Raw genomic sequence first — 19,642 nt, forward strand, 5'->3', positions numbered from 1 at the left:
CCCTTGATAAACAGCTTCTGCTGACGCGGTCAGTACCCCGCCATTCTGTTGGGTTCACTCAGAACACCTACGAGTCTGGGCTCGTCGATTCATCAAGTGTTATGGGTGTGACGCGGTTAAATAATGTCTAATGCCGGACCAACGGGCTATCAATAGCCTGCAGGACATCCGAGAAACGAAACTGAGGACGTATGCGAACGAGCCGCCGTTGGTGAGTAAAGATTTCAAGTTGGAAGCGGCTGACAGCGCGGACTACAGTCGTCGGTTCGTCTTCGAACTCCTGCAGAATGCGGACGACGAGATGCCGGATACCAGCGACGAATCCCGCGAGATTCGATTCGAACTGCACGAGAACTGCCTGTTCGTCGCCAACACCGGGCGCCCGTTCGATGCTGCGGACCTACATGCAATTACGACTCTCACTCAGACCACGAAAGGGGACGATGGAGACGAGGCCACGATCGGGCACAAGGGGCGGGGATTCACGTCGATTTTGGATATCACATCGAATCCGGGGGTTTACTCGCAGAACGAGGATGGCTTGCTGGCTGCAGAGTTCGACCGAGAACGGACCCGTGACGTTATCGAGCAAGCACTGCTCACGGAGGGCGTCGAAACCGGCGAACTACTTGATAACGTCCCACTCATGTCAATCCCGTTCCCGAGTGAACCCACGACTCGCGTAGGGGAACTTCTCGAAGCGGGATATTCGACCGTGTTCCGACTCCCGCTCAGAGCTGAAAACCAGGAACGGATTTTCGAAACGATTGAGTCGACGTTCAGAGAGCAGGTGACGCGGGAGACTGTGGCGCTGCTTCCCAAAACGGACCGCATTGAGTTTGTCGTTGGTGAGCGACAGCGTGTTTGGACGAAGACCCGGCGGGAATGGCGGGGAGAAACGGCAGGTACCGTTATCGGTATCGAACGCCGGGGTGATCTCGATCCCACCACCCCCGTAAAGACCTCGGAGGAACTCATCTCGTTCGCCCGCGAGTACGACGTTCCAGAGCAGTCTTTTGCGGGAATCGACTCCGCGATTCTCGATGACATCGGGACACTGCGGTTGAGTGTGGCTTTCAGACTGGAGGACGACGAGGAGACATCACTCAGACCGTTGTTTGTCGGAGATGAAGCGACAGAGCGACCGTTTGTTCACGTGTTCTTGCCGACCGAGGAACGAAGCCCGATTCCCGCTTTGTTGAATGGGACGTTCCAGGTGAGTACGTCTCGACGGAGTCTGAATATGCCGACAGACCCGGACACTGGCGCGGTCATGGGGTTGAACGGCTGGCTGTTCCAGCGGGTTGCTGATCTCCTTGCTGACGATGTCCTTTCGTTCGTAACGGAGACGGACACGACGCTTGAAGAATTTCTACGAACGATTGACTTTACCGCAGTCCACGCAGACGAGACAGCTCGGACGAACCCGGTGAATCGGTGCTTTGTCACAGCGCTCCAAGATGCGTTCGAGGGTGTATCGTTCATTCCCCAGCTGGAACAGGTGGCGTCAGGCGTGACTGGGCTTGACTCTCAATTACGATCGCTCTCGGAGATTGTACTCCCGTACACGCATCCGGACGCAGACCGACTGGGTCCGTTGACGGCGATGGTGTACGGACAGGACCGTCTCGAATTGAAGGATGGCGATGCTGACGTTGCGGGCTGGTTCCCCAGCACATCACTGCTCGACCATGATGTCGCGGCGGTTCTGGAGGAGTTGGGAGCAACTCGACTCGAGACCCATCGAACCCCTGCGGTTCTCGGTGCCGCCCCAGACGAGAATGCCATCCTCCAGTATCAGGATGTTCCTGACCGACTCACCGTCGATCCAATCGTGTACGCCCTGGCGAACACCTGGCAGACGCTCACTGACAGTGCGGACAAGCGACGGCTCGCTGAGGCAGCTCGAACGGCGGCTGTGTTCCCTGTCGGCGATCCCAAGGACGGTGAGCACGGCGCGTATTTCAGGCACGAGTCCACACCGGAGTCCGTCGAATGCTTCTTTCCACCGCAGCAGCGTGTCCCAACAGATGCTCTCGCGGGCATTCGACTGTTTCCGACGGAGCTGTATTACACGGACGGCTCTCTACAGGCGGATTCGGATGCTCGTGCCGAGATCCTCGAGGGCGGTGAGTTTGAGAGTGTCTTGGATGCCCTCTGGGACATCAACGACTTCGGGTTCCAGGACATCGCCGAGAAGGGTGTATTTCCACTTCTTCCTGGACCATCGTCCGGCGATGTCGATGACAGCTCGCTCCGAGACACTGAGGTACTTGAATTCGTTCAGCGATTGGCGACGAGCAGTACGACCGGAAAACCGCCAGCCTCTCCGAATGAGCCGCTCCCGTACACGTACCGCAGTAACGAGCCATACTACGACTTGTGTATGCTTCCGGTCCCGACGGCTGACGGTGGCTGGGCGCGTGCCTATGAGGTGTACTTCGGTGCCAGCTGGCAACGCAACAGGCCGGCTGCGGGCCGTGTAGAGCAGCTCCTTCAGACGGCGGGGGTATCACCGCCGGTGGTAGCACCCCCACGGGACCTCGGGCTAGACGACGCCGACGATTGGTCGAAGTGGCGGGAGTTTTTCCAATGGATCGGTGTCTCCGAACACATTCGTGTTACGCCGTTCTTCCACCCGACACAGTCCCACCGCTATAGCGTCACGGAACACGTCGACCGAGCAGCGAATTCCACGCTCGATCCGGAGAGTCAGTTTAGTCCGCGGCTGCTCTCCGAGGGCGAGCTCGATACGTACCTGACCGAGTTGAAGTCCGCTGCGGACGATGCAGTGAACGACGACGATGGAGAGCGACCGTACATCTGGCAAGTCAATGGCCTAGAGTACGATCACGCGATACTCGGGGCCGGGAAGGATCGGGCGTTCGGAAATATGCTGATGGGGCATCTGTACACGTGGTGGGAGAAACTCTCAGATCACGCGAACGCAACCGTTGCGCTCTATTCGAACACCCGACTCCGATACCAGACCACCTATCTGTTCGACCAGGACGAAATCGAGGGCGTCATGCCGAACCTCTGGCTGTGGCAGCTCCAACGCGCCTCATGGTTGCCGACTATGCTCGGAGAAGTCTCTCCTGAAGACGCATGGGTTCTCACCGACAAGGACATACAGCGCTACTCGATCGACATCGGTGACACTCGCCATCCGCTTCTCCCGACCCTCCGCCGAGAGGTGTATCTAGACCTCATTGAGGAAACTCCTGATCTACTCGATGCGCTGTCGATTCGGCGGCGTGTCGAGACACGGACGCTCACGCCGCGCGACGCCAGAACGGTGGCAGAACGAATTCGATCGCTCGTCGCGGAACTCTGGAGCGACTCCGGCCCTGGTGCCTACTTTCTCTCCGAAATTGAAGCGGTGTACAGCAACCTGAGTGAGGACCTACCGCCACTCGATACCCAGGGCCAAATCCAGTCTTCCGAGTGGGAGCCGACTACAACCGGACTCGATTCTGCACCTATCCCTTCCATGGCCGGTGATGAGTTAGAGTTCCATCAGGCTTCAGAGACCTACTTTACGCGGAGTCACGAGGAGGCGTCACGGTTCGAGGACTTGGCTGTTCCTATTTTTACGTTAACTCGTGATGAGACGCCAACGATCGGCATGCACTTCGGGATGATCGACCTGGTCGAGGCTGTCGAGGAGACGCCACAGGTCGACGAAGAACGCATTGAGGCGACAGAGCGGTTCCAGGAGGATTGGTTGGATGTGGCTGCGCCATACGTTCTCTCTCGGCTGAAAGCGACGCGGAGTAGCCAACGTGAGGACGCAGCCGGACTGTCTCGGTTCGTCAATCAAATGGTCATTGTCGGCTCTCTGGACGTCATGTATGAGCTCCGCGATCGTCCGGAAGCGGACCCATCGACGCGGCCGGCGGAGTATTTCATCGAGCGGGACGAGCACGGGAATCGAAAGCGGGTGTACGTCGTCGCTGACAGTCCTGATCCGGTTCAGGACGCCCCAGTGGAGACGATTTCCAAAGCATTCGCGGAGTATCGCGGCTTGGGGAGCTGGGAGTCTCTGTACGTCCTCCTCCAACAAGCGCCAGACACAGTGGCGATGCAGTCCCAACTAGAGGCGGCTGGCGCGCCAGCTAGCCAGCGTGAAATCGAGGCCAGACAGGCAGCCTACGAGGGGCGAGCAGACCAACAGCAGATCGAAACGGTCGCCAGCACTGGATTCGACAGTGAGAAAATCACTTCAGATGGAACCAACTCGACTGCCACTGATGCTGGAGACTCCAGCGACCCGTCAATGGAGACCACGGAGACGGGTGCCACAGTCCGGGACGGGTCACGTGTCCCGTCAGCCGACCAGCTGACTGGCATCGGCGACAGCTCCACGCTCGCTGTTGGGAACACGGACACAGGCAACAGCTCGCATTCTGACGGATCCGGGACGACCGGGGGTGGGTCTGGAGACTCGTCGTCTCGAAAGACCACGGTGACGGCGAACTATATCGACAAAGTCGACGAGTTCGGGATGGAAGCAACGTATCGTGCGGAACTCCAGCGTCTGCGCGAAGAAGGTTGTACGGATCCAGATGCGTACGTTCACGATATCCATACGCGTAACCTCTATCTTGAGGCAAAGGACGACGACATCGCTGGCCCAGTCCTGACTGCATTGGAGGAACAGGGCGTGATATCCAAGCCGTATCCAGGGTTCGACTTCTTGATTGTGGCTCGAGAGACGAGCGAGCCAGAGCGCTGTATCGAGCTGAAATCGTCTGGATCGAACACTCGACGACCCTCCATCAGCTGGAACGAATGGAAGTCAGCGCGAAACGAAGACCTCAGAGAGGCCTACTATCTATACGTCGCTGTCGAACTGGAGGCCGGCAAGAGCGGTGAGGCGAGATTGATTCAGGTTCCAAATCCTTTCTCAACACTCGATTCGCGTGAGCGAACCGTTCGATCGCAGAATCGAGAGGTTCAGGTAAAGCTCTCGGAGTTCCATTCGGACGAGCAGGAGGTGATTGAGCGGGCCATTCACTGGGAGGAATGAATGCATAGATTTTCTTACCGGCTTCAGTGAACCGCGAAGGAGATCGGATGGTCGTCATCGCGACTCCGAACGTAACCAGTCATGACGGATCGATATCGCTATCCCCCAAACCCACACAGTTCGATCCTGTGACTGAGTACCGTGTCTATCTCGATCGTCTGTATACGCCGGCGTGGGAACGGACGTTCGAGGGGTATATCGCGCAGGTCGTCGAGCACGATGGGCGGCTGATCTTCCGACTCCGAACGGAGCGTTCGAAGAACCTGATCGCGCTGGACGTCGATACCGGCGACCGGGTATGGCAAGTCTCTGAGGGGGCCCGACCGACGATGAGATTTCCAGGCTATGAGTGGTGTACGATCGTCGGCGACCGCCTCTGGGCTACAACAGCGGAGGCCGAATCCCGATACCGGATCGATCTCGACGATGGCCAGGTCCGGGAGCGTATCTCCGACTCGACTGTCCCGGCGGCCACAGGCACCCTCGAAACCGATAGCCCTGTCCACCAGGTCCGCTCCGATGGCGATGTGGCGATTGCCCTTGTCGACGGCAGCGACGGCAAGCGGTTGCTCGGCGTCACTACAGACGGGAAGCAAGCCTGGGAACACGAGGGCGGTGACGGTGGCTTCTCGACGCTTCGATCCGGGCCCGATGGCGTGACCGCGTTGCAGGACGACCCCGAGATCTGGCTGGCTGTCGACCCAGACACTGGTGAACTGCGTCCGGCCCGCCCGCAGCTACTCGAAAACGAGATCGCAATGCCGAACGGCCGTCGGATCGACCGCTTCGACAGCGTCAATCGCTTCGATCGGCACGCGAAAACGGTAGTGGAACTCAAAGAACAGAGATCGTGGTCTCCCTATCGGTTCGTCGATCGCGATACGGAGGCGACCCTGGGCTGGGTAGACGATCCGGACGACCAGCGTCTCGTCTGTTTGAGCCAGGACGGATCGACGCGATGGACTCGATCGACTCGAGTCGACGAAGAGCGGTTCGTTACCTTCCGGTCGTTCGGTGACCGGCCAACCCTTCGAACGGACGACGGACGCTGGTTCGATCTGGACCTTGAGACTGGTGACGTGTCGCTGGCCTGCGGGACCAGTGGCCTGCCGTTGCCCGGGGAAACACGATCAGTCCCGCTCGACGTGCAGATGGCGTTTCAGGTCGACGATGTCGTGGTGGTGCGGTTCGATGTGGAGACCGACCGATCGGTCCCAATCGCTGACCTCGAGGCGTTCGAACCGGTCCAGCCACCGCTCGACCACGCCCCGACGTTCGGCGAACTCACCGAAGAACGACCGGTGATCGGCGTTGGACTCGACGGGACACTCCGCTGGCAACTGGAAGGCGCGGGTGCTGCGTTTCCTGGATTCAAGGACGTTCCTGGTGTGAGTGCCTGGGTGTACGACTTTCATATCACCTGGAATCCGTACACTGGCGAGTGCACCGATACCGGCTCGCGACGATGAGCGGGTCGTCGGGACGATTGGCGATTCGAGTCAGTCAACATGCCTTCGTGACCACGACTCCCGGCCACGCCACCATCCTTGCGCTCAAAGTGGTTCATCACCGGCTTCTCGAAGGGTAATTCCTCGGTCGGGATGAGCAACTCTGGCCGGTCCCCGACTCGCTCAGCCAGCTTCCGTTTCAACCATCTTCCCGGCGGGGACGGGGAATACGCGTACTTCGTCCATTCCCACTATAGTGACTCGAACCAAGATTGCGCGGTGACTGCCTTGAGGGAGTCTGGGGTCAACTTTACCCATCTCGTCGCCAACGAGGCTGGCAACATGGTGGGCAGCAGTTCCCCCCCCTTTGAGAAGTGCGCCAGGACAGGGTTGGCGATTCTCCGGACCTTCGTCAGCTACTGCGACGAACAGCGACGACAACGAACGGATGTGCGTCCTGACCGCGACTGGAACCAGTCATCATAGATCGGTATTGCTATTGTCCAAACCAACACAATTCGATTCTGTGACCGAGTACCGGGTCTATCTCAGCCGCCTCCATACCCCGGCATGGGAACGGACATTCGACGGGCAGATCAAGCAGGTCATCGAGCACGAAGGTCGGTTGCTCGTGCGATTCTCGACGGGGGTTCGAAAAAACGTGGTCGCGCTGGACCCCAGTACCGGCGAGTTGGAGTGGACTGTCTCAGAGAGTGTCCGACCGACGATGAAGAACCCTGGATTTGGATGGTGTACCATCCTCGGCGACACTCTCTGGGGCGAGACAGCAAGGGCCACGTCCCGATACCGGATTGACCCCGACGATGGGCACGTCCAGGAGGAGGGCATCTCCGGCTATACTGTCCCGGCGGCAGAGGGCAGTCTCGAGACAGACAGTCGCGTCTACCAGGTCCGCTCCGACGGCGACGTGGCGATCGCCCTCGTCGACGGCAGCGACGGCAAGCGATTGCTCGGCGTCACTCCTGACGGGAAGCTAGCCTGGGAAAACACGGGCGAAGACGGTGAGTTCTCGACGATTCGATCCGGGCCCGAACGCGTGACCGCGTTGGTGGACGATCAAGAGATCTGGCACACTGTCGACCCAGAGACCGGTGAGCTGCGTCCTGCCCGCCCACAACTGGCCGGCAACGAGATTGCAATGCCGAACGGTCGTCGGATCGATCGGTTCGACAGTGTCGAACGCCTCGATCGGCACGCGAAGACGGTAGTGGAACTCAAAGAGCACAGATCACGGGCCCCCTACCGGTTTGTCGATCGCGACACGAAGGCGACCCTGGTCTGGGTGGGCGATTCGGACGACCAGCGCCTCGTCTGCCTCGACCAGGATGGATCGAGGCGATGGACTCGGTCGACTCGAGCAGGCGAAGGTCGCTTCGTCACGTTCCGATCGATGGGTGACCGGCCAACCCTTCGAACGGACGACGGCCGCTGGTTCGATCTTAACCTTGAGACTGGTGACGTGTCGCTGGCCTGCGGGACCAGTGGCCTCCCGTTGCCAGGGGAGGCACGATCAGCCCCGCTCGACGTGCAGACGGCGTTTCAGATCGACGATGTCGTGGTGGTGCGGTTCGACGTGGAGACCGACCGATCGGTCCCAATCGCCGAGCTTGAGGCATTCGAAACAGTCCAGCCACCGCTCGACCACGCCCCGCAGTTCGGCGAAATCACCGAAGAGCGACCGGTGATCGGTGTCGGCCTCGACGGATTGCTCCGCTGGCACCTGGAAGGCGTGGGAATTGCGTTTCCTGGATTCGGGGACGTTCCCGGAGTGAGTACTTGGGTGTGCGACGACTATATGACCTGGAATCCGTATACTGGCGAGTGCACTAAAACCGGCTGGCGGCGGTAAGCGACCCTATTTATTTGGTCGTCGGGAAGGCCCGACTAACTCGCGACCGACTTTCTCCACTGGGATTGTCGTCTAAATCTCGGATATTCGTTTCATTAAACAACAAAACTCGGAACACCTCACAGGATGTTGGTTAACTCTCGTTGACCCTCCACTACTCGAGGGCGGGGCCGTAGCGAGCTGTGCCACACTCTTGGCACCCCCAGATCGGTTGCCCTGACCACGTCTCGTCTGGGACCGATTCGTAGGCCTTGAACCGATGCTCGGTCGCCTGGCCGCAGTTCTGACAGTCGAGGCGCTCAACACTCGGTCGGGACGAACGCTGGCTATCTGATTCATCCTCGCCAGCAGCGTCGGTCAGTGCCATCGCTGGGACCAGCCAGACCGCGTGGTCGGCGTCGTCGAGGACCTCACTGAGGCGAGACTCATCGTGGATCTCGTGTCCACACTCGTCGTAGAACTGCGTCGGGGCCTGCCGGTCGGTCGCCGACGTGCCGCGCCCAGCCCATCCTGTTGGATCACGGGCGGCTGAGAGCAGCTGCTCACCCGCTGGTGAGTTAACGTGGACTGCGTCGGGGAGGGATGGCCATCGATCGGTCAGCTGCGGTGCAGGCGCCTCCTCGAGGTCGTAGATGAGCGTAAAGTCGTCGGCCGACTCCGTTCCCGTGGCGGTGTAGAGTTTCGTGGCGGCCCTGCCCTTCGCGACAGCGCCGTAGAACGTGGTCGAATCGACGACCATGTGGACGATCCCGAGCAACGTCGTCGCCGTCTCGTCCGTACTGACGGCTTCGTTGCCGAGGTGGTTGCTGAGGCAGCACCGGCACTTTGTCTGGCCAACTGGGATCGAAGCCCCACAGGACTGGCATTCCGCTTCGGCATCCGACGAGACGTCGGGATAGCCCCCTGTGCTCGTTGCGACGCGTTGCCGCTGGGGGTCGCCATCACAGCCGTCTTCGAGAGTGTCGTCTGGAATGTGGGATACCTCGCCGGTTGGCCGTAGTTCCTCGAAGTCAGTATATCGGTTGTGCATCGGTTGACTCGTAGTTTCTTCCGGTATCGTATTTCAATGTCTGGGGTGCCTCAATCGCGATAGTCTCTTGACTATACGAGAGGGTACAAACATATATGAGAGCCAGGCGCGAACACTCGTGATAGAGGTGACCAGTATGTCCGAGTCTCCGGGAGATGGCGTCCAATCGTGGGCTGAGTCGATGAATGCCCGCGAACGTATTCGGTCGGTCGCGGAGACGCTTCGCGAACCCCGCTCAGTCAACTGGATTAGCGAGCAGGCCGACGCCGCATGGGGCACGACCAGCGAGGAACTTCAGGCGCTCGTCGAGCAGGGGCAGCTGCGCCGCGTTGAGGACGGGGAGACGACGCGCTATCGGCCGGACTTCACGCGACTGCTCTTCGAGGAAATCCGCACGCTCATCGAGGAGAACACGCGCGAGGAGCTTCGGAACGAATTGGCCGCGATCACCGAGGAGATTGAGGAGTGGCAGGCCACCTACGACGTCGAGACGTGGGAGGATCTCGAACAGTCGCTTGCCGACGGCGATCTCGGAAGTGAAGAACTCCGCGAACGGCGCGACGTTATCGCGTTCTGGCGCGAGAACGAGGAGGATCGTCGCCTCATCAAACACGCATTGGAACTCTATTCAGATGTCATAGCTGCTCGCGAGGAAATGACCGATGTGGCTGACCGCGCCACGAGCTAACCCCTCATTCCAACAGTATGATCTTCCTTGCCGGTCGCGATCGATATACACAGCGAACCCTCCTCCGAGATGTTCCTGACCGATTGACGAGGGAGGCTGGGTGTGAAACCGTGCGGTATCGACCGTCTCGACGACGGCCGCGATACGTCATCGTGGATGTCGATCCGACACTGTTCCTGAGCAACTCCTACGACGTGGAGAACGCACGACTGGAGATTCGCTTCTGGTACCCAGCTGGCGTCGACCGTGAATACTACCGTATCAACTGGGTCGAACCGAACCGGAACCTGATGCTTGGCTTCCACCAGGACGGCGATCATCCGGACCTTGGGCCCTGTCACATCCAACTCAATCACGAAGACACGCCCGTCGATCGGCATGGTGCGACGTTTCTTGACGCACACCCGCTTTCCGTCCTTGATGACCGACTCCAGCAGCTCCCGTCGGCGGTAGAGGCGATGCGCTGGAAGAATGGGACCCCTTCGCTTCCAACCTGGCCGGTCTAGTCAGCTCGTTCAGCGATCGTCTCCTGATGCGCTCGGATGGTCGCCGTCGAGATGTTGGCGGCGTCTGCGGCCTCGGCTTGCGTCAGCCCGTGGCCCTGCTCGAGACCGGCTGTGTAGAGGCAGGCCGCTGCGAACCCGGCCGGATGGACGCCTGTCGTGGCTCCCAGTTCTTCAGCCCGCTCCGCGAGTCCCCGCGCCCGCTGGTGGATCGCATCGGGACAATTGAGGTCTGAGGCCAGTCGGGGTACGTACATACTGGGGACGACGGGTTCGGCAGGGAGGCCCAGTTCTTTGTTCAGCATGTTGTAGGCATTCGTGACTCGCGACGCCGCGACACGGGCCATCTCTGTGACCTCGCCTCGCAATCGCGAGAGGCCATTGCACCGGCAGGCTCCGTATACGCTGGCGGCGGCGATGGCCTCGATAGATCGGCCACAAAGCAGATTCTCGTTCTGAGCACTCCGGAAGAGCTGGCACGACTGGTCACGAATAGTTTCGGACAGCTCAAGGGCGCTCACGATCCGGCGGACCTCTCCGAGCCCGTGTGCGAGGTTCCGCTCGGCCTTCGACTGAAACCGTCCCCGGCTGTGCTCGCGTTTCATTCGGGCGACTTGGCGGCGTTTCCGCCCGGAGAGTGTGTTCCCCTTTGCGTCGGTACCGCGACCGATTTCGGTCGAGAGGCCCCGGTCGTGCCGAGCGGCCGTCAGCGGTGCCCCCGTTCGTTCGCAGTCCTCCTCGTCGTATGCCCGCCACTCCGGCCCGTGGTCGATACGCTGGTCCTGGATGACCAGGCCGCAGTCTTCGCAGAGTGTTTCGATCGCGTTGGTGCTGACCCGACCGTCGCATTCGGGACAGTGGTTTGCACTCGAGTCCGTTCGAATGTCCTCGTCGAAGCCAGTGTCGTAGATGTCTCTCGTTGCCATGATTCTCACGAGGGGGGACCACGGCGATCGCAGCTCTCGGACGCCCCTCACTCATTGAGGGGTCAATAGACTCCCAGCGGTGGGGAGTCGGCGTACTGCTGTGCTGTGGCGAAAGCCCGGCTGTGAACGGAGTGAACAGCCCGGAACGTGGAGGAGGGTGGGGTGGGGGGTAGTGGGTGAACGGGCTTCAATGCCAGTGGCATGCTTGGTCCACGGCCGGCACCGACGCTACGGTTGCCGATGAATGGACACATCACCGAGCGATCCCGTCCACCTGCACTGGGCACATGTCTTCTCGTCCCGACCGTCGGTGTCCTGGCTGACCAGCGTCGACGCACCGCAGTTCGGACAGCGTTCCGAGTGACACTGCGACCAGGTGCACGACTGGCAGGCGAGCCCCGAGGTGATCTCGTACAGTCCCCCGTGGTGGAGCATCGGTTCGTAGGCCAGTGCGTCCTCGGTGCACTCGGGACAGCTGTCTGTCTCTGACACCACTTCCGTCGCCGATATTGCGACTGTTGTCTGCATTCCTGATTCCTCGCTGCCGCGCCCCTCTTGGGCGCCGATAAACTCTGCCGATCGAATCGCCTGTGGTTCCGATCGTGATCCCTGCTCCTGGACCGCTGGGTTGAGGTCGTGGCTGCGCGCGCAGCGACCGCAGGGAGCGAGCACGGAGCGGAGGGTGGGGTGGTGGGGTTTGGGTCGGTCCGGCAAATAAAAAATAACTGGCTGAGCCAGCTGGCTATACTGTCCACCACTGACCGCGCTCTGGGAACCAGATCTGCGACCACCCGGTCAGCGCGATTGAGCACCGACCTTTGTACCAGTTCTTGGCTGCTCCCCGGAACTGGACCGTTTCGCCTTCTTGCACGACCGGCTGGTTGCTCTTGGTCCAGACGGTGAACTTGATTTTCTCGCTTTCGTCTTCGATGAGCCCGACTTGTTGGATGCTTGGTGAGGATGGCTCCCAGAGTGTCTCGATGGTCCCTTCGACGGTTACCTCACCGACCGGGACGTTCGGCACATCTGCAATGGGCACGATCGCCCCCGGCGCCGCCTTCAGATCTTCGAGTGTCTCCAGCACCGCCGTCGTGACGTCCTCACCGCGCTGGACCTTTTCTGCCATCTGTTTCGCGACGACTGCTCTCGACCAGCCACCGTTCACCTTGGCCTTGATCCGCCTCGCCTGCTCGTTCACCGTTGCGAGTTCGTCCTGTGATAGTTTCTCTCGGGGATCCGTCCGTTTCACTGCCTCGTGCTCTTCACGGCGACACTGCTCGCTGACGACCGCCCGCGTGCGCTCTTCCCGTCCCTCCTGCGTTCCCAGCTCGGCCTGGGCACTGATGTGTTCCAGTTCGGCTTCCCGTGCTCGAATGCATTCCTCCTGTTCGAGGGTGACTCCGTATATCCGATCCTCGCTCGTGTCTGCGATCCCGTCCGGGTGGTTTGCATCCACCTTTGCCTGTATCTCCTGCTCGACTGTCGCCTCGAACTCCGGCGTCTCGTCGACGACCGGGAAGCCCTCTTCATCGACCGCCCGACCGCCCGCTGTCTCGAATGCCTGTTCATCGACCGAAACAACTTTTCCACTAGCGTTGTTAATTGACATTGGTATCTCACCTGGGTACCACTAAAGGCGCTCAGCGCCCGACACCGCGATGCTCCTACATCGCGGTTTTCCGATAACGACGACTGACAGACCCATCTGTGCGCTCTCGCTCGCGCCTTCGCGAGCGCCCTCTGGGCGCGAGCGAGAGCGCGCCTCAGGGAGCTACCCAACCAGAACCGCGCGCCGTCCTGCCGAGCGGTGCGTGGCCGACCGTCGGGAGGCCACGGGCTAGCGAGCGGGGAGTTCTACGACCCGCGAGCAGCGAGGCAGGGCTTGGAAGACGAACGGAGTGAGTCTTCCAGTGAACCGCCCGGAGCGAGCGTCCAGCGGAGTAAGCGTGAGGGGTGAGCAGCGACAGCGCGCAACCCCTCGCGCTTACCCGCTGGCGTCGAGGGCACATTCATTTTAGCCCGGAACGGGCGCGGGCGGTGCGGAGAGCGCCCGCATGCCCGGAATGGTCGGTCGCGAGCGAAGCGAGCCGCGACCAGTCGGGAGCGGCTCGATGCGAACGGCGAACGCAGTGAGCCGTGAGTAAGCGGAGGGCGGCAGCGGCGAGCGGGGCGGGCCGGTACGTACACCTGGCCAGCCGTTTTCTCGCTCAGTGGGTCATCTCCCACCTGGTCGGACTCAGAAAGGGCGCGGCCGCCTCGGCCATCGGGAGACGCCGTCTCCCGAGCACACGGCGCGTCGCGCCGTGAGCGTCCCCCGACTCCGTCAAGCACCGCAGGCACGAGGCGCGCAGCGGCGGTCGCGGGATGCCGAGCGGCCGCGGGCTTTCGGGTGTGGTCGCCTCCCGAAATGCAGGACTCCGTCAGTTATCTCCGGTCATCAGGTCCTCGATGAACCGGAAGATGATCGTGAGACTGCGGACCGCGTCAGCAACGTCATCGTGGGTGAGGACGAGAGTACCGGTACGTGATACCGACGGGAGATAGGGTCGCCGCCGTCCGCTACTCCTTCCAAAATGCCTCAATCCGTTCGTCGAGCCGATCGAGAACGGTACCGAGTACACCTCGCCACTCGTTTGGAAAGTCTTCGTCCTGGCCTGGTGTCGGTGCATCCGGGGGCGGGTGGAAGTGCTCACGGGTATTGTGATCGTTGGGGTGGCGGTCCCAGCGGCATTCCCACGAATTCCCGGTCTGGTATTGCTCGGCGTAGTGGATGCTGAAATCGTCAGTCTCGAACCAGCGAATCCGAAGGTACGCTCGCGTGACTCCGCTCGGGAAGTACCCCAGATCGTAGTCGGCAACGACAGCGTTCGGTGCAGACACAGGGCGTGCGTGGACCTTGTCGAAGCGAGCGCTTCGGTCGAGATGTCCGGCAATCCGGTCGAGGAGTTCAGCATCGATAGGACCCGTACTGGGCGGGTCAGCTGAATTGTCAGGCATCGATCGGGCCGGGTTTGCTACTGGCTGCTAAGTCATCGCGTCGTGCCGCGTCGAGGAGCGTTGCTCTACGTTCGAGCGTTTCCCACTCGGAGAGTGCCTCCCACGCGTCTTCGGTTGACATGTCACGACTGGCTTCCACCAGCGAGACATCGTTGGGAGCGTCTGCATCGAACTGGGCTCTGTAGTCTTCGATTTGATCAAGGGCGTCTGAGAGCGCATTGACGATCTCTTGGTCAGTGTATTCGTCGCGGATATGGTTGATGCGTCGCCACTGAAAGTACGTATTGTTACGCTCGTATCGAACGGGGCGGCCGTCGTGACGGTGAACGATCCCCATCTCGGTGAACCATTCGAGGTAGTCGCGGGCGGTCTCAGTATCACAGTCAACGAGGTCTGCGATGTCAGAGACCTTCGTGGGAGTTCGCAGTTCGATGATGATGTCGAGGAGTCGCTCCCGAATGGGGCCGTCCGTGAGTAGTGACTCGAGTGATTCGAGTTCGTTGAGGTCGGGCGGCGATTCGTCACCAGCGTACGCATCGTCGGGGATGTCGGTGATATCCATTCGTGAATCCTCTTACTAGGGGTTACTGCTTGAAGCGATGTATATCTATCGCATACTGAATTATTTCTGTTCGAATCGCGGTCGCATTCGTCTTTCGCTAAGACTGCTGCTGAAATCGAACGATGAGAAGAGCTGGAAATGAGATATTCCGGTTACCTCGGAGTCGCGCAACGGACCGTCGAGATGTCCGACCTCAACGCGGAACCGCGTCAGCGCCGCGAGCGCGTCGACGACGAGGCCACAGCCGTCGCAGGCGTAGAGGTTGCACTCGTCGGGGTCCGACCGCGTCTGGATGGCGCAGTCGACACAGATCGGGTGGCTGACTCGCTCGTCTTGTCTCCAGGTATGCGCCACGCCAGTCTCGGTGCCGGGCGGGGCGTCGCAAAAAGCACAGCCGACGAGTGTTTGTTGCATCACTCCTCGTCGGCGTACCGAGCCGCCGTCCAGCCTCGGTGGAAGACCGCCAGTAGTGTCGTCGAGTCGAACGCGGTCCCACTCGGTTCGTGGACCAGAACCTGGTGCTCAGGAATCGGAGTGACGACGTCCCCGTCGACGAGGTCGCTGATCAGGTTGCGGGCCATCGCGTCGTCGATGTCCGCTGTGTCGACGCCAGGAATGTCACGGTCTTGAGCGAGGAGCGTGGCTTCGATCTGTTCGTAGTCAGCACTCGTATCGTCGTGAGGATCGGGAGTATCCATAGTGAATCACGCCGCGCATTTGCCGCGCGCCGCACGCCTCGCGGCGTGCACGACAAACCGGCCAGGGCGGCCAGCGTCAGTCCGGTCGCGGGTCGCGATAGCCAATGACGGCGACGTCGTCAATGAACAAGATTCCCTTCAGGAAAGCGTGATGAGATGGCCCCACCGGCCATTACTCGAAGTATGTACGGGTCGCCTCGGCGGTTTCCAAGCGGAACGTATCTGTCGGCTCGGGCACGCCAAAGGCTTGCTTGTGATCGATTGCATTGTCAGGTTCGTAGTCGTCGAAGCCGCTGTATTCCTGAAGAGGGCGGTATATTAGTGGCTCTTCATCGTGAAACAGTGGGATTTCCGGGCCATACTCTGATTCGAGGGCGTCGAGACGTTCGCTTTCAGCCAATAGCAACGGCGTATCGTCCCCAAGTGGTTCGCGACGACCAACGATCTCTAAACCCAACTCCGCAAGTACAGTCTCATTGCAGAGCTCAGCAGCGGCGGTGTGATCCTGAACTGCCAGAGTTTCAGTGGCGTGTGGGTACAGTCGAAGCGCTTGTTCTGCGACCGTCTCGTTGGTCTCTGTGTCGGTAACCGTCACGATGAACACCTCAGGGTGCTCGCCCGAAAGTGACGGGTACCGAGCGTCGGGCTGGGCCGGGAGCGTCACGTCGACATCGTAGCCCCACTGGTCGAGAACGAGCGTTAATCGCTTCGGTATCTTGTGAGCGTGGACCTTGTAGTCTGCGCCCAAACTGGTCGGGAAAGCAATGAGGAACCAATGTTCAATGTTGGCCCAGGCGGTATCGAAATCCGGATCGGTCTCCGGATAGCCCCACCCCTCCTGGAAATGTGCGATGAGGGCCTCTCGGGCAGTATCCGAGGCCTGGGCTGCAGGGATATCCGACTCAAGAATGGCTATTTCGTCGAAGCCAAAGAGTTCGAACGCGTGGATTGCAGCGTCGAACGGATCGTCGTATTCTTCCACAAGGGGCATATGGCGGGCTTCGATGCACCAGGGCAAAAGCGTGTGGCGTCGGTCCCAAGTTGACTCCGCCTGGTTGGTGCGACTTTCTTCACAGATAGTGTCTAATGATGGCCACCTTGCAGATCTCATTACCGCTGTAGATCATTACTATGGTAATGGGTGGTTCCAATCGCTATGAGTCGTCACGTCTCAGACCCACGTTCACTTTCATACTAATTTTCGGCTTGTATTGAATATACGCTCTGGACCTAACAGGTGGGTTCTGGTAAATTCGGGGATATTGGAAATCCAATTTTCCATGCCACGCTCACCAGTGTTAACCAACACTGGGCGAGAATTGATTCGATATGTTGGTTAAGAAATTACGCTACGGTGTGTGGAGGTCTCGAACCGGCTTCACGGCGAACGTGTCTGGCTCGCACCCTGGCGCCTCACGAGGATGCTCCGCCATCGGGAATGATGATAGCCTGAGCTGGGTAATGAGTTCATCACGAACGGTCCGTCGAGGGATGGTGGTCTCGTACCATCCCAGCCGGTCATCGACGTACCGCTTCTGGAACCGCTCGCCGGTCTCGTCGATCGCGACGTACTGGGTGCGCGTCGTACTCCCGATCTGCCGTGAGACGAAGACGGCACCCACATCTTCGTGGGTCAACTCGACGAGGGCGCACTCCACGAGTGAAACGACTGATGCGTAGTCCCGATCGATCGGAGCCGTCACCTCAAGGCTCGCCCACGGAGCTTTGTCGTCGGAAGTAGTTGCCTCTCGCTGCTCTGACCGTGTCTCGCCGGTTCGTTCCGAAATCATAGTCTGAAGAGCGCTTGTGTTGCGCCCCTCCGCCTCTCGAGGGGGCGAAAAACACCACCGGAGCGGAGCGGTTTGATCAATGCGGTGATTTTGATATATCGTGGACTTCAACTGTCCGGGGATGGCCTCTCGGCCTGAGAGAGCCGGCGGCCTTCGCACCCTGTATAGCGGTTCTTTCTTTGGACGAATCGCGCAATATGCAATTCAATATAACGGCTGGATATCGTAGTAGAGTCCCGTCGGGCCGATTAGAGGGCGTTAAATATACCCCGACGATTTCGGGGATATTTCTGCGATTCAAATATTTGCTTGACGGCGGGGTAAGGAAGGAGATATCGGCGGTATTCGAAGGTCTTCGGGTTCGCGAGTCCCCTATCGTGAGTTCTTCGAGGGTTTCAGCTCAGCACTTCGAACTATGAAATACCCCCGATACCTTGGAATATGACCGTCTTAGCTGCTGAGAATTGCCCGACGACGATTTAGAGGCGTCTGTCCTGATCCGCAATCTAAACCTAGTATTTCTGATGGGAGTCTAACTCTGCGAAACCTCAAACTGTATTCTGCTGCGGGAGTCAACTAGTTGGATACCGGTCACTTACACACCGATCACCCTACCGAGTTTCTCAATATATTTCAAGAACACCGTGCGTGATATAGAGCCTGAGTTCAGCATTCCGGCTTCGCTTCTTGAAGGAATCCTGGTCTGAGGGGTGTTCAGGCAAAAACAGAACCGTCGATTTTAATCAGATGGATGGGTTGAGATAGATGCGATTTCCGATGGAATCGCTAGGTTGTCGGTGAAACTCACTGTGCTTGAAGAGCATAGAGATCACCGGGAGCCGTGGCAACATATACGAGGTCGTCAACGACGGCGAGACCACTATTAACCCAGCCTCGCTCGTAGTCTCCGAACAGTACTTCTCTTGTTTCGAACTGCCAGCCTTCGTCGCCGTTACTCGCATCGAAGGTGTACAGCGTTTGGCCTGCGACGACGTACACAATATCATCTGCGACGACAGGTGGTCCCGAGAGCGTCGCACTGACGGAACGCCTCCACTCTTCGTGCCCGTCAGACGCAGTCAGTGCTATCAAAGACTTTTCCTGGCCTGGAAGGAATAGGGTTCCATCAGCGATAGCGACAGGACCAACGGAGCCGGTGCCAAGGCTACGTCGCCACACATTCGATCCATCGTCGGCATCGAGGGCAAGGAGGTCTCCCTCACCTGTACCGAGATATAGGATTCCGTCCCCGATGACTGGAGTCGAACGCTTGATATCGGCCGATGGGGTTCGACGCCACTGTTCCTCTCCGCTGGTCGCGTTTATCGCGTAGATTGTCGATGTTTCGTCGATGCTGTAGACCGTCTCGTCGGCAACCGCCAGCGGAAAACGACCCTCACTGTCGGGTTCAAATCGCCAGATTTCCTCTCCGTTCGATGCATCGACGGCGTAGATAGTCGGATCGTCGAATTGGCCTCGCGTGTATACTGTCCCGTCTTCGACGGCTGGAGTCGCCAGCCCACCGCTATCACTGTCGGTCTCGAACGTCCAATCACGTTCGCCAGTCGTCGCGTCAAGTGCGAGTAAATCGTGCGCCCCAACGTATACTCGTCCGTTGTCGAACGTCGGTGTACTAGCGTGGCTGTCCCACTCACCACCGACCGCGCGGCCCGTCTGACCGTCCACTACGAGACCACCGGCAGAAACACGTCCGTCGTGGACGACGGCACCGGATTCGGCCTCTGTACACGCGGGATATCGCCAGGCCACCTCGACATCGTCTTTCGGACCGCTCGCCTCCGGATTGTGTCCGGTGTTCGCCGAGTCGTACTGGTACGATGGCCACGATGCTGCCTGGTTAAGATTGGCGTCAGATTCGTGAACCAACTCTTCGTCGGAACAGTCAGCTGGTGGGTGGCCTGAGAGGGATGAACAGCCTGCTAGACCAGCGATAGCGATGGCACTTCCCTTGAGGAACCGTCGACGGGAGGGCCCGTTCATAATCAAATCATTCTCGCATTATCATATAGGCTTTCTGTGCAATACAGATTTGAATGTGTGAATCAGTCCCTTAGAATTAGATACTGAACAGCTGATT

The 19,642-nt window shown here is 59.6% G+C and carries 15 protein-coding genes and 1 pseudogene; 5 read left to right on the top strand and 11 right to left on the bottom strand.

Annotated features, from left to right (window positions below; all coding sequences use genetic code 11):
* Nucleotides 1-130: 130 nt before the first annotated feature.
* Together HARCEL1_RS12235 and HARCEL1_RS12240 are read left to right on the top strand one after the other, a co-directional pair.
* The gene (locus tag HARCEL1_RS12235) at nucleotides 131-5,032 is read left to right on the top strand and encodes a sacsin N-terminal ATP-binding-like domain-containing protein (RefSeq protein ID WP_108383863.1); all 4,902 of its coding nucleotides are present in this window, start codon (nucleotides 131-133) and stop codon (nucleotides 5,030-5,032) included.
* Between the two features lie 128 nt (nucleotides 5,033-5,160).
* Entirely contained in the window at nucleotides 5,161-6,501 is a 1,341-nt protein-coding gene (locus tag HARCEL1_RS12240; RefSeq protein WP_159077143.1) for an outer membrane protein assembly factor BamB family protein, read from the top strand.
* Nucleotides 6,502-6,590: 89 nt separating this feature from the next.
* Here the strand turns inward: HARCEL1_RS12240 and HARCEL1_RS13995 are convergent.
* Nucleotides 6,591-6,686 (bottom strand): annotated as a pseudogene (locus HARCEL1_RS13995) (DUF6735 family protein); the annotation flags it as partial.
* A gap of 320 nt (nucleotides 6,687-7,006) precedes the next feature.
* Between HARCEL1_RS13995 and HARCEL1_RS12250 the strand changes: the two are divergent.
* The gene (locus HARCEL1_RS12250; protein ID WP_108383866.1) at nucleotides 7,007-8,350 is read left to right on the top strand and encodes a PQQ-like beta-propeller repeat protein; all 1,344 of its coding nucleotides are present in this window, start codon (nucleotides 7,007-7,009) and stop codon (nucleotides 8,348-8,350) included.
* Nucleotides 8,351-8,504: 154 nt separating this feature from the next.
* Here HARCEL1_RS12250 and HARCEL1_RS12255 read toward each other — a convergent pair whose 3' ends face one another.
* A complete protein-coding gene (locus HARCEL1_RS12255; protein WP_108383867.1) occupies nucleotides 8,505-9,380 on the bottom strand; it encodes a biosurfactant protein 1 in 876 nt (291 codons plus the stop codon).
* Nucleotides 9,381-9,516: 136 nt separating this feature from the next.
* Here HARCEL1_RS12255 and HARCEL1_RS12260 point away from each other — a divergent pair, with 136 nt between their 5' ends.
* Nucleotides 9,517-10,068 (top strand): DUF7342 family protein, encoded by a 552-nt coding sequence (locus HARCEL1_RS12260; RefSeq protein ID WP_108384303.1) that lies wholly within the window; start codon nucleotides 9,517-9,519, stop codon nucleotides 10,066-10,068.
* 17 nt (nucleotides 10,069-10,085) lie between these two features.
* Nucleotides 10,086-10,574: a hypothetical protein gene (locus HARCEL1_RS12265; RefSeq protein ID WP_108383868.1), complete on the top strand. Its 489-nt coding sequence runs from the start codon at nucleotides 10,086-10,088 to the stop codon at nucleotides 10,572-10,574.
* Here the strand turns inward: HARCEL1_RS12265 and HARCEL1_RS12270 are convergent.
* The 9 genes from HARCEL1_RS12270 to HARCEL1_RS12320 all read right to left on the bottom strand — a co-directional run bounded on the left by HARCEL1_RS12270 (nucleotide 10,571) and on the right by HARCEL1_RS12320 (nucleotide 19,545).
* Complete coding sequence (locus HARCEL1_RS12270) at nucleotides 10,571-11,497, bottom strand: transcription initiation factor IIB (protein ID WP_108383869.1); 927 nt, start codon at nucleotides 11,495-11,497, stop codon at nucleotides 10,571-10,573. The genes HARCEL1_RS12265 and HARCEL1_RS12270 overlap by 4 nt on opposite strands.
* 742 nt (nucleotides 11,498-12,239) lie before the next feature.
* Entirely contained in the window at nucleotides 12,240-13,106 is an 867-nt protein-coding gene (locus tag HARCEL1_RS12275; protein ID WP_108383870.1) for a DNA-binding protein, read from the bottom strand.
* 950 nt (nucleotides 13,107-14,056) lie between these two features.
* On the bottom strand, nucleotides 14,057-14,494 hold the full coding sequence (locus HARCEL1_RS12290; RefSeq protein WP_108383871.1) for a hypothetical protein: 438 nt from the start codon (nucleotides 14,492-14,494) through the stop codon (nucleotides 14,057-14,059).
* Nucleotides 14,487-15,056, bottom strand: coding sequence for a DUF7342 family protein (locus HARCEL1_RS12295; protein ID WP_108383872.1), 570 nt, complete (start codon nucleotides 15,054-15,056; stop codon nucleotides 14,487-14,489). Before HARCEL1_RS12295 ends, HARCEL1_RS12290 begins: the two co-directional genes overlap by 8 nt.
* Nucleotides 15,057-15,116: 60 nt before the next feature.
* Complete coding sequence (locus HARCEL1_RS12300) at nucleotides 15,117-15,470, bottom strand: DUF7558 family protein (RefSeq protein ID WP_233357350.1); 354 nt, start codon at nucleotides 15,468-15,470, stop codon at nucleotides 15,117-15,119.
* Nucleotides 15,470-15,754 carry a hypothetical protein gene (locus tag HARCEL1_RS12305; protein ID WP_108383873.1) on the bottom strand — a complete coding sequence of 95 codons (285 nt, stop codon included), beginning with the start codon at nucleotides 15,752-15,754 and terminating at the stop codon, nucleotides 15,470-15,472. The genes HARCEL1_RS12300 and HARCEL1_RS12305 overlap by 1 nt, the downstream gene beginning before the upstream one ends.
* A 172-nt stretch (nucleotides 15,755-15,926) precedes the next feature.
* Nucleotides 15,927-16,745 carry a hypothetical protein gene (locus tag HARCEL1_RS12310; protein WP_108383874.1) on the bottom strand — a complete coding sequence of 273 codons (819 nt, stop codon included), beginning with the start codon at nucleotides 16,743-16,745 and terminating at the stop codon, nucleotides 15,927-15,929.
* A 358-nt stretch (nucleotides 16,746-17,103) separates the two neighbouring features.
* Nucleotides 17,104-17,544: a hypothetical protein gene (locus HARCEL1_RS12315; protein WP_108383875.1), complete on the bottom strand. Its 441-nt coding sequence runs from the start codon at nucleotides 17,542-17,544 to the stop codon at nucleotides 17,104-17,106.
* 804 nt (nucleotides 17,545-18,348) lie between these two features.
* The gene (locus tag HARCEL1_RS12320; RefSeq protein ID WP_108383876.1) at nucleotides 18,349-19,545 is read right to left on the bottom strand and encodes a PQQ-binding-like beta-propeller repeat protein; all 1,197 of its coding nucleotides are present in this window, start codon (nucleotides 19,543-19,545) and stop codon (nucleotides 18,349-18,351) included.
* Nucleotides 19,546-19,642: the final 97 nt, after the last annotated feature.

Origin of the sequence: Halococcoides cellulosivorans (genome assembly GCF_003058365.1) — an archaeon.
GTDB lineage: Archaea > Halobacteriota > Halobacteria > Halobacteriales > Haloarculaceae > Halococcoides > Halococcoides cellulosivorans.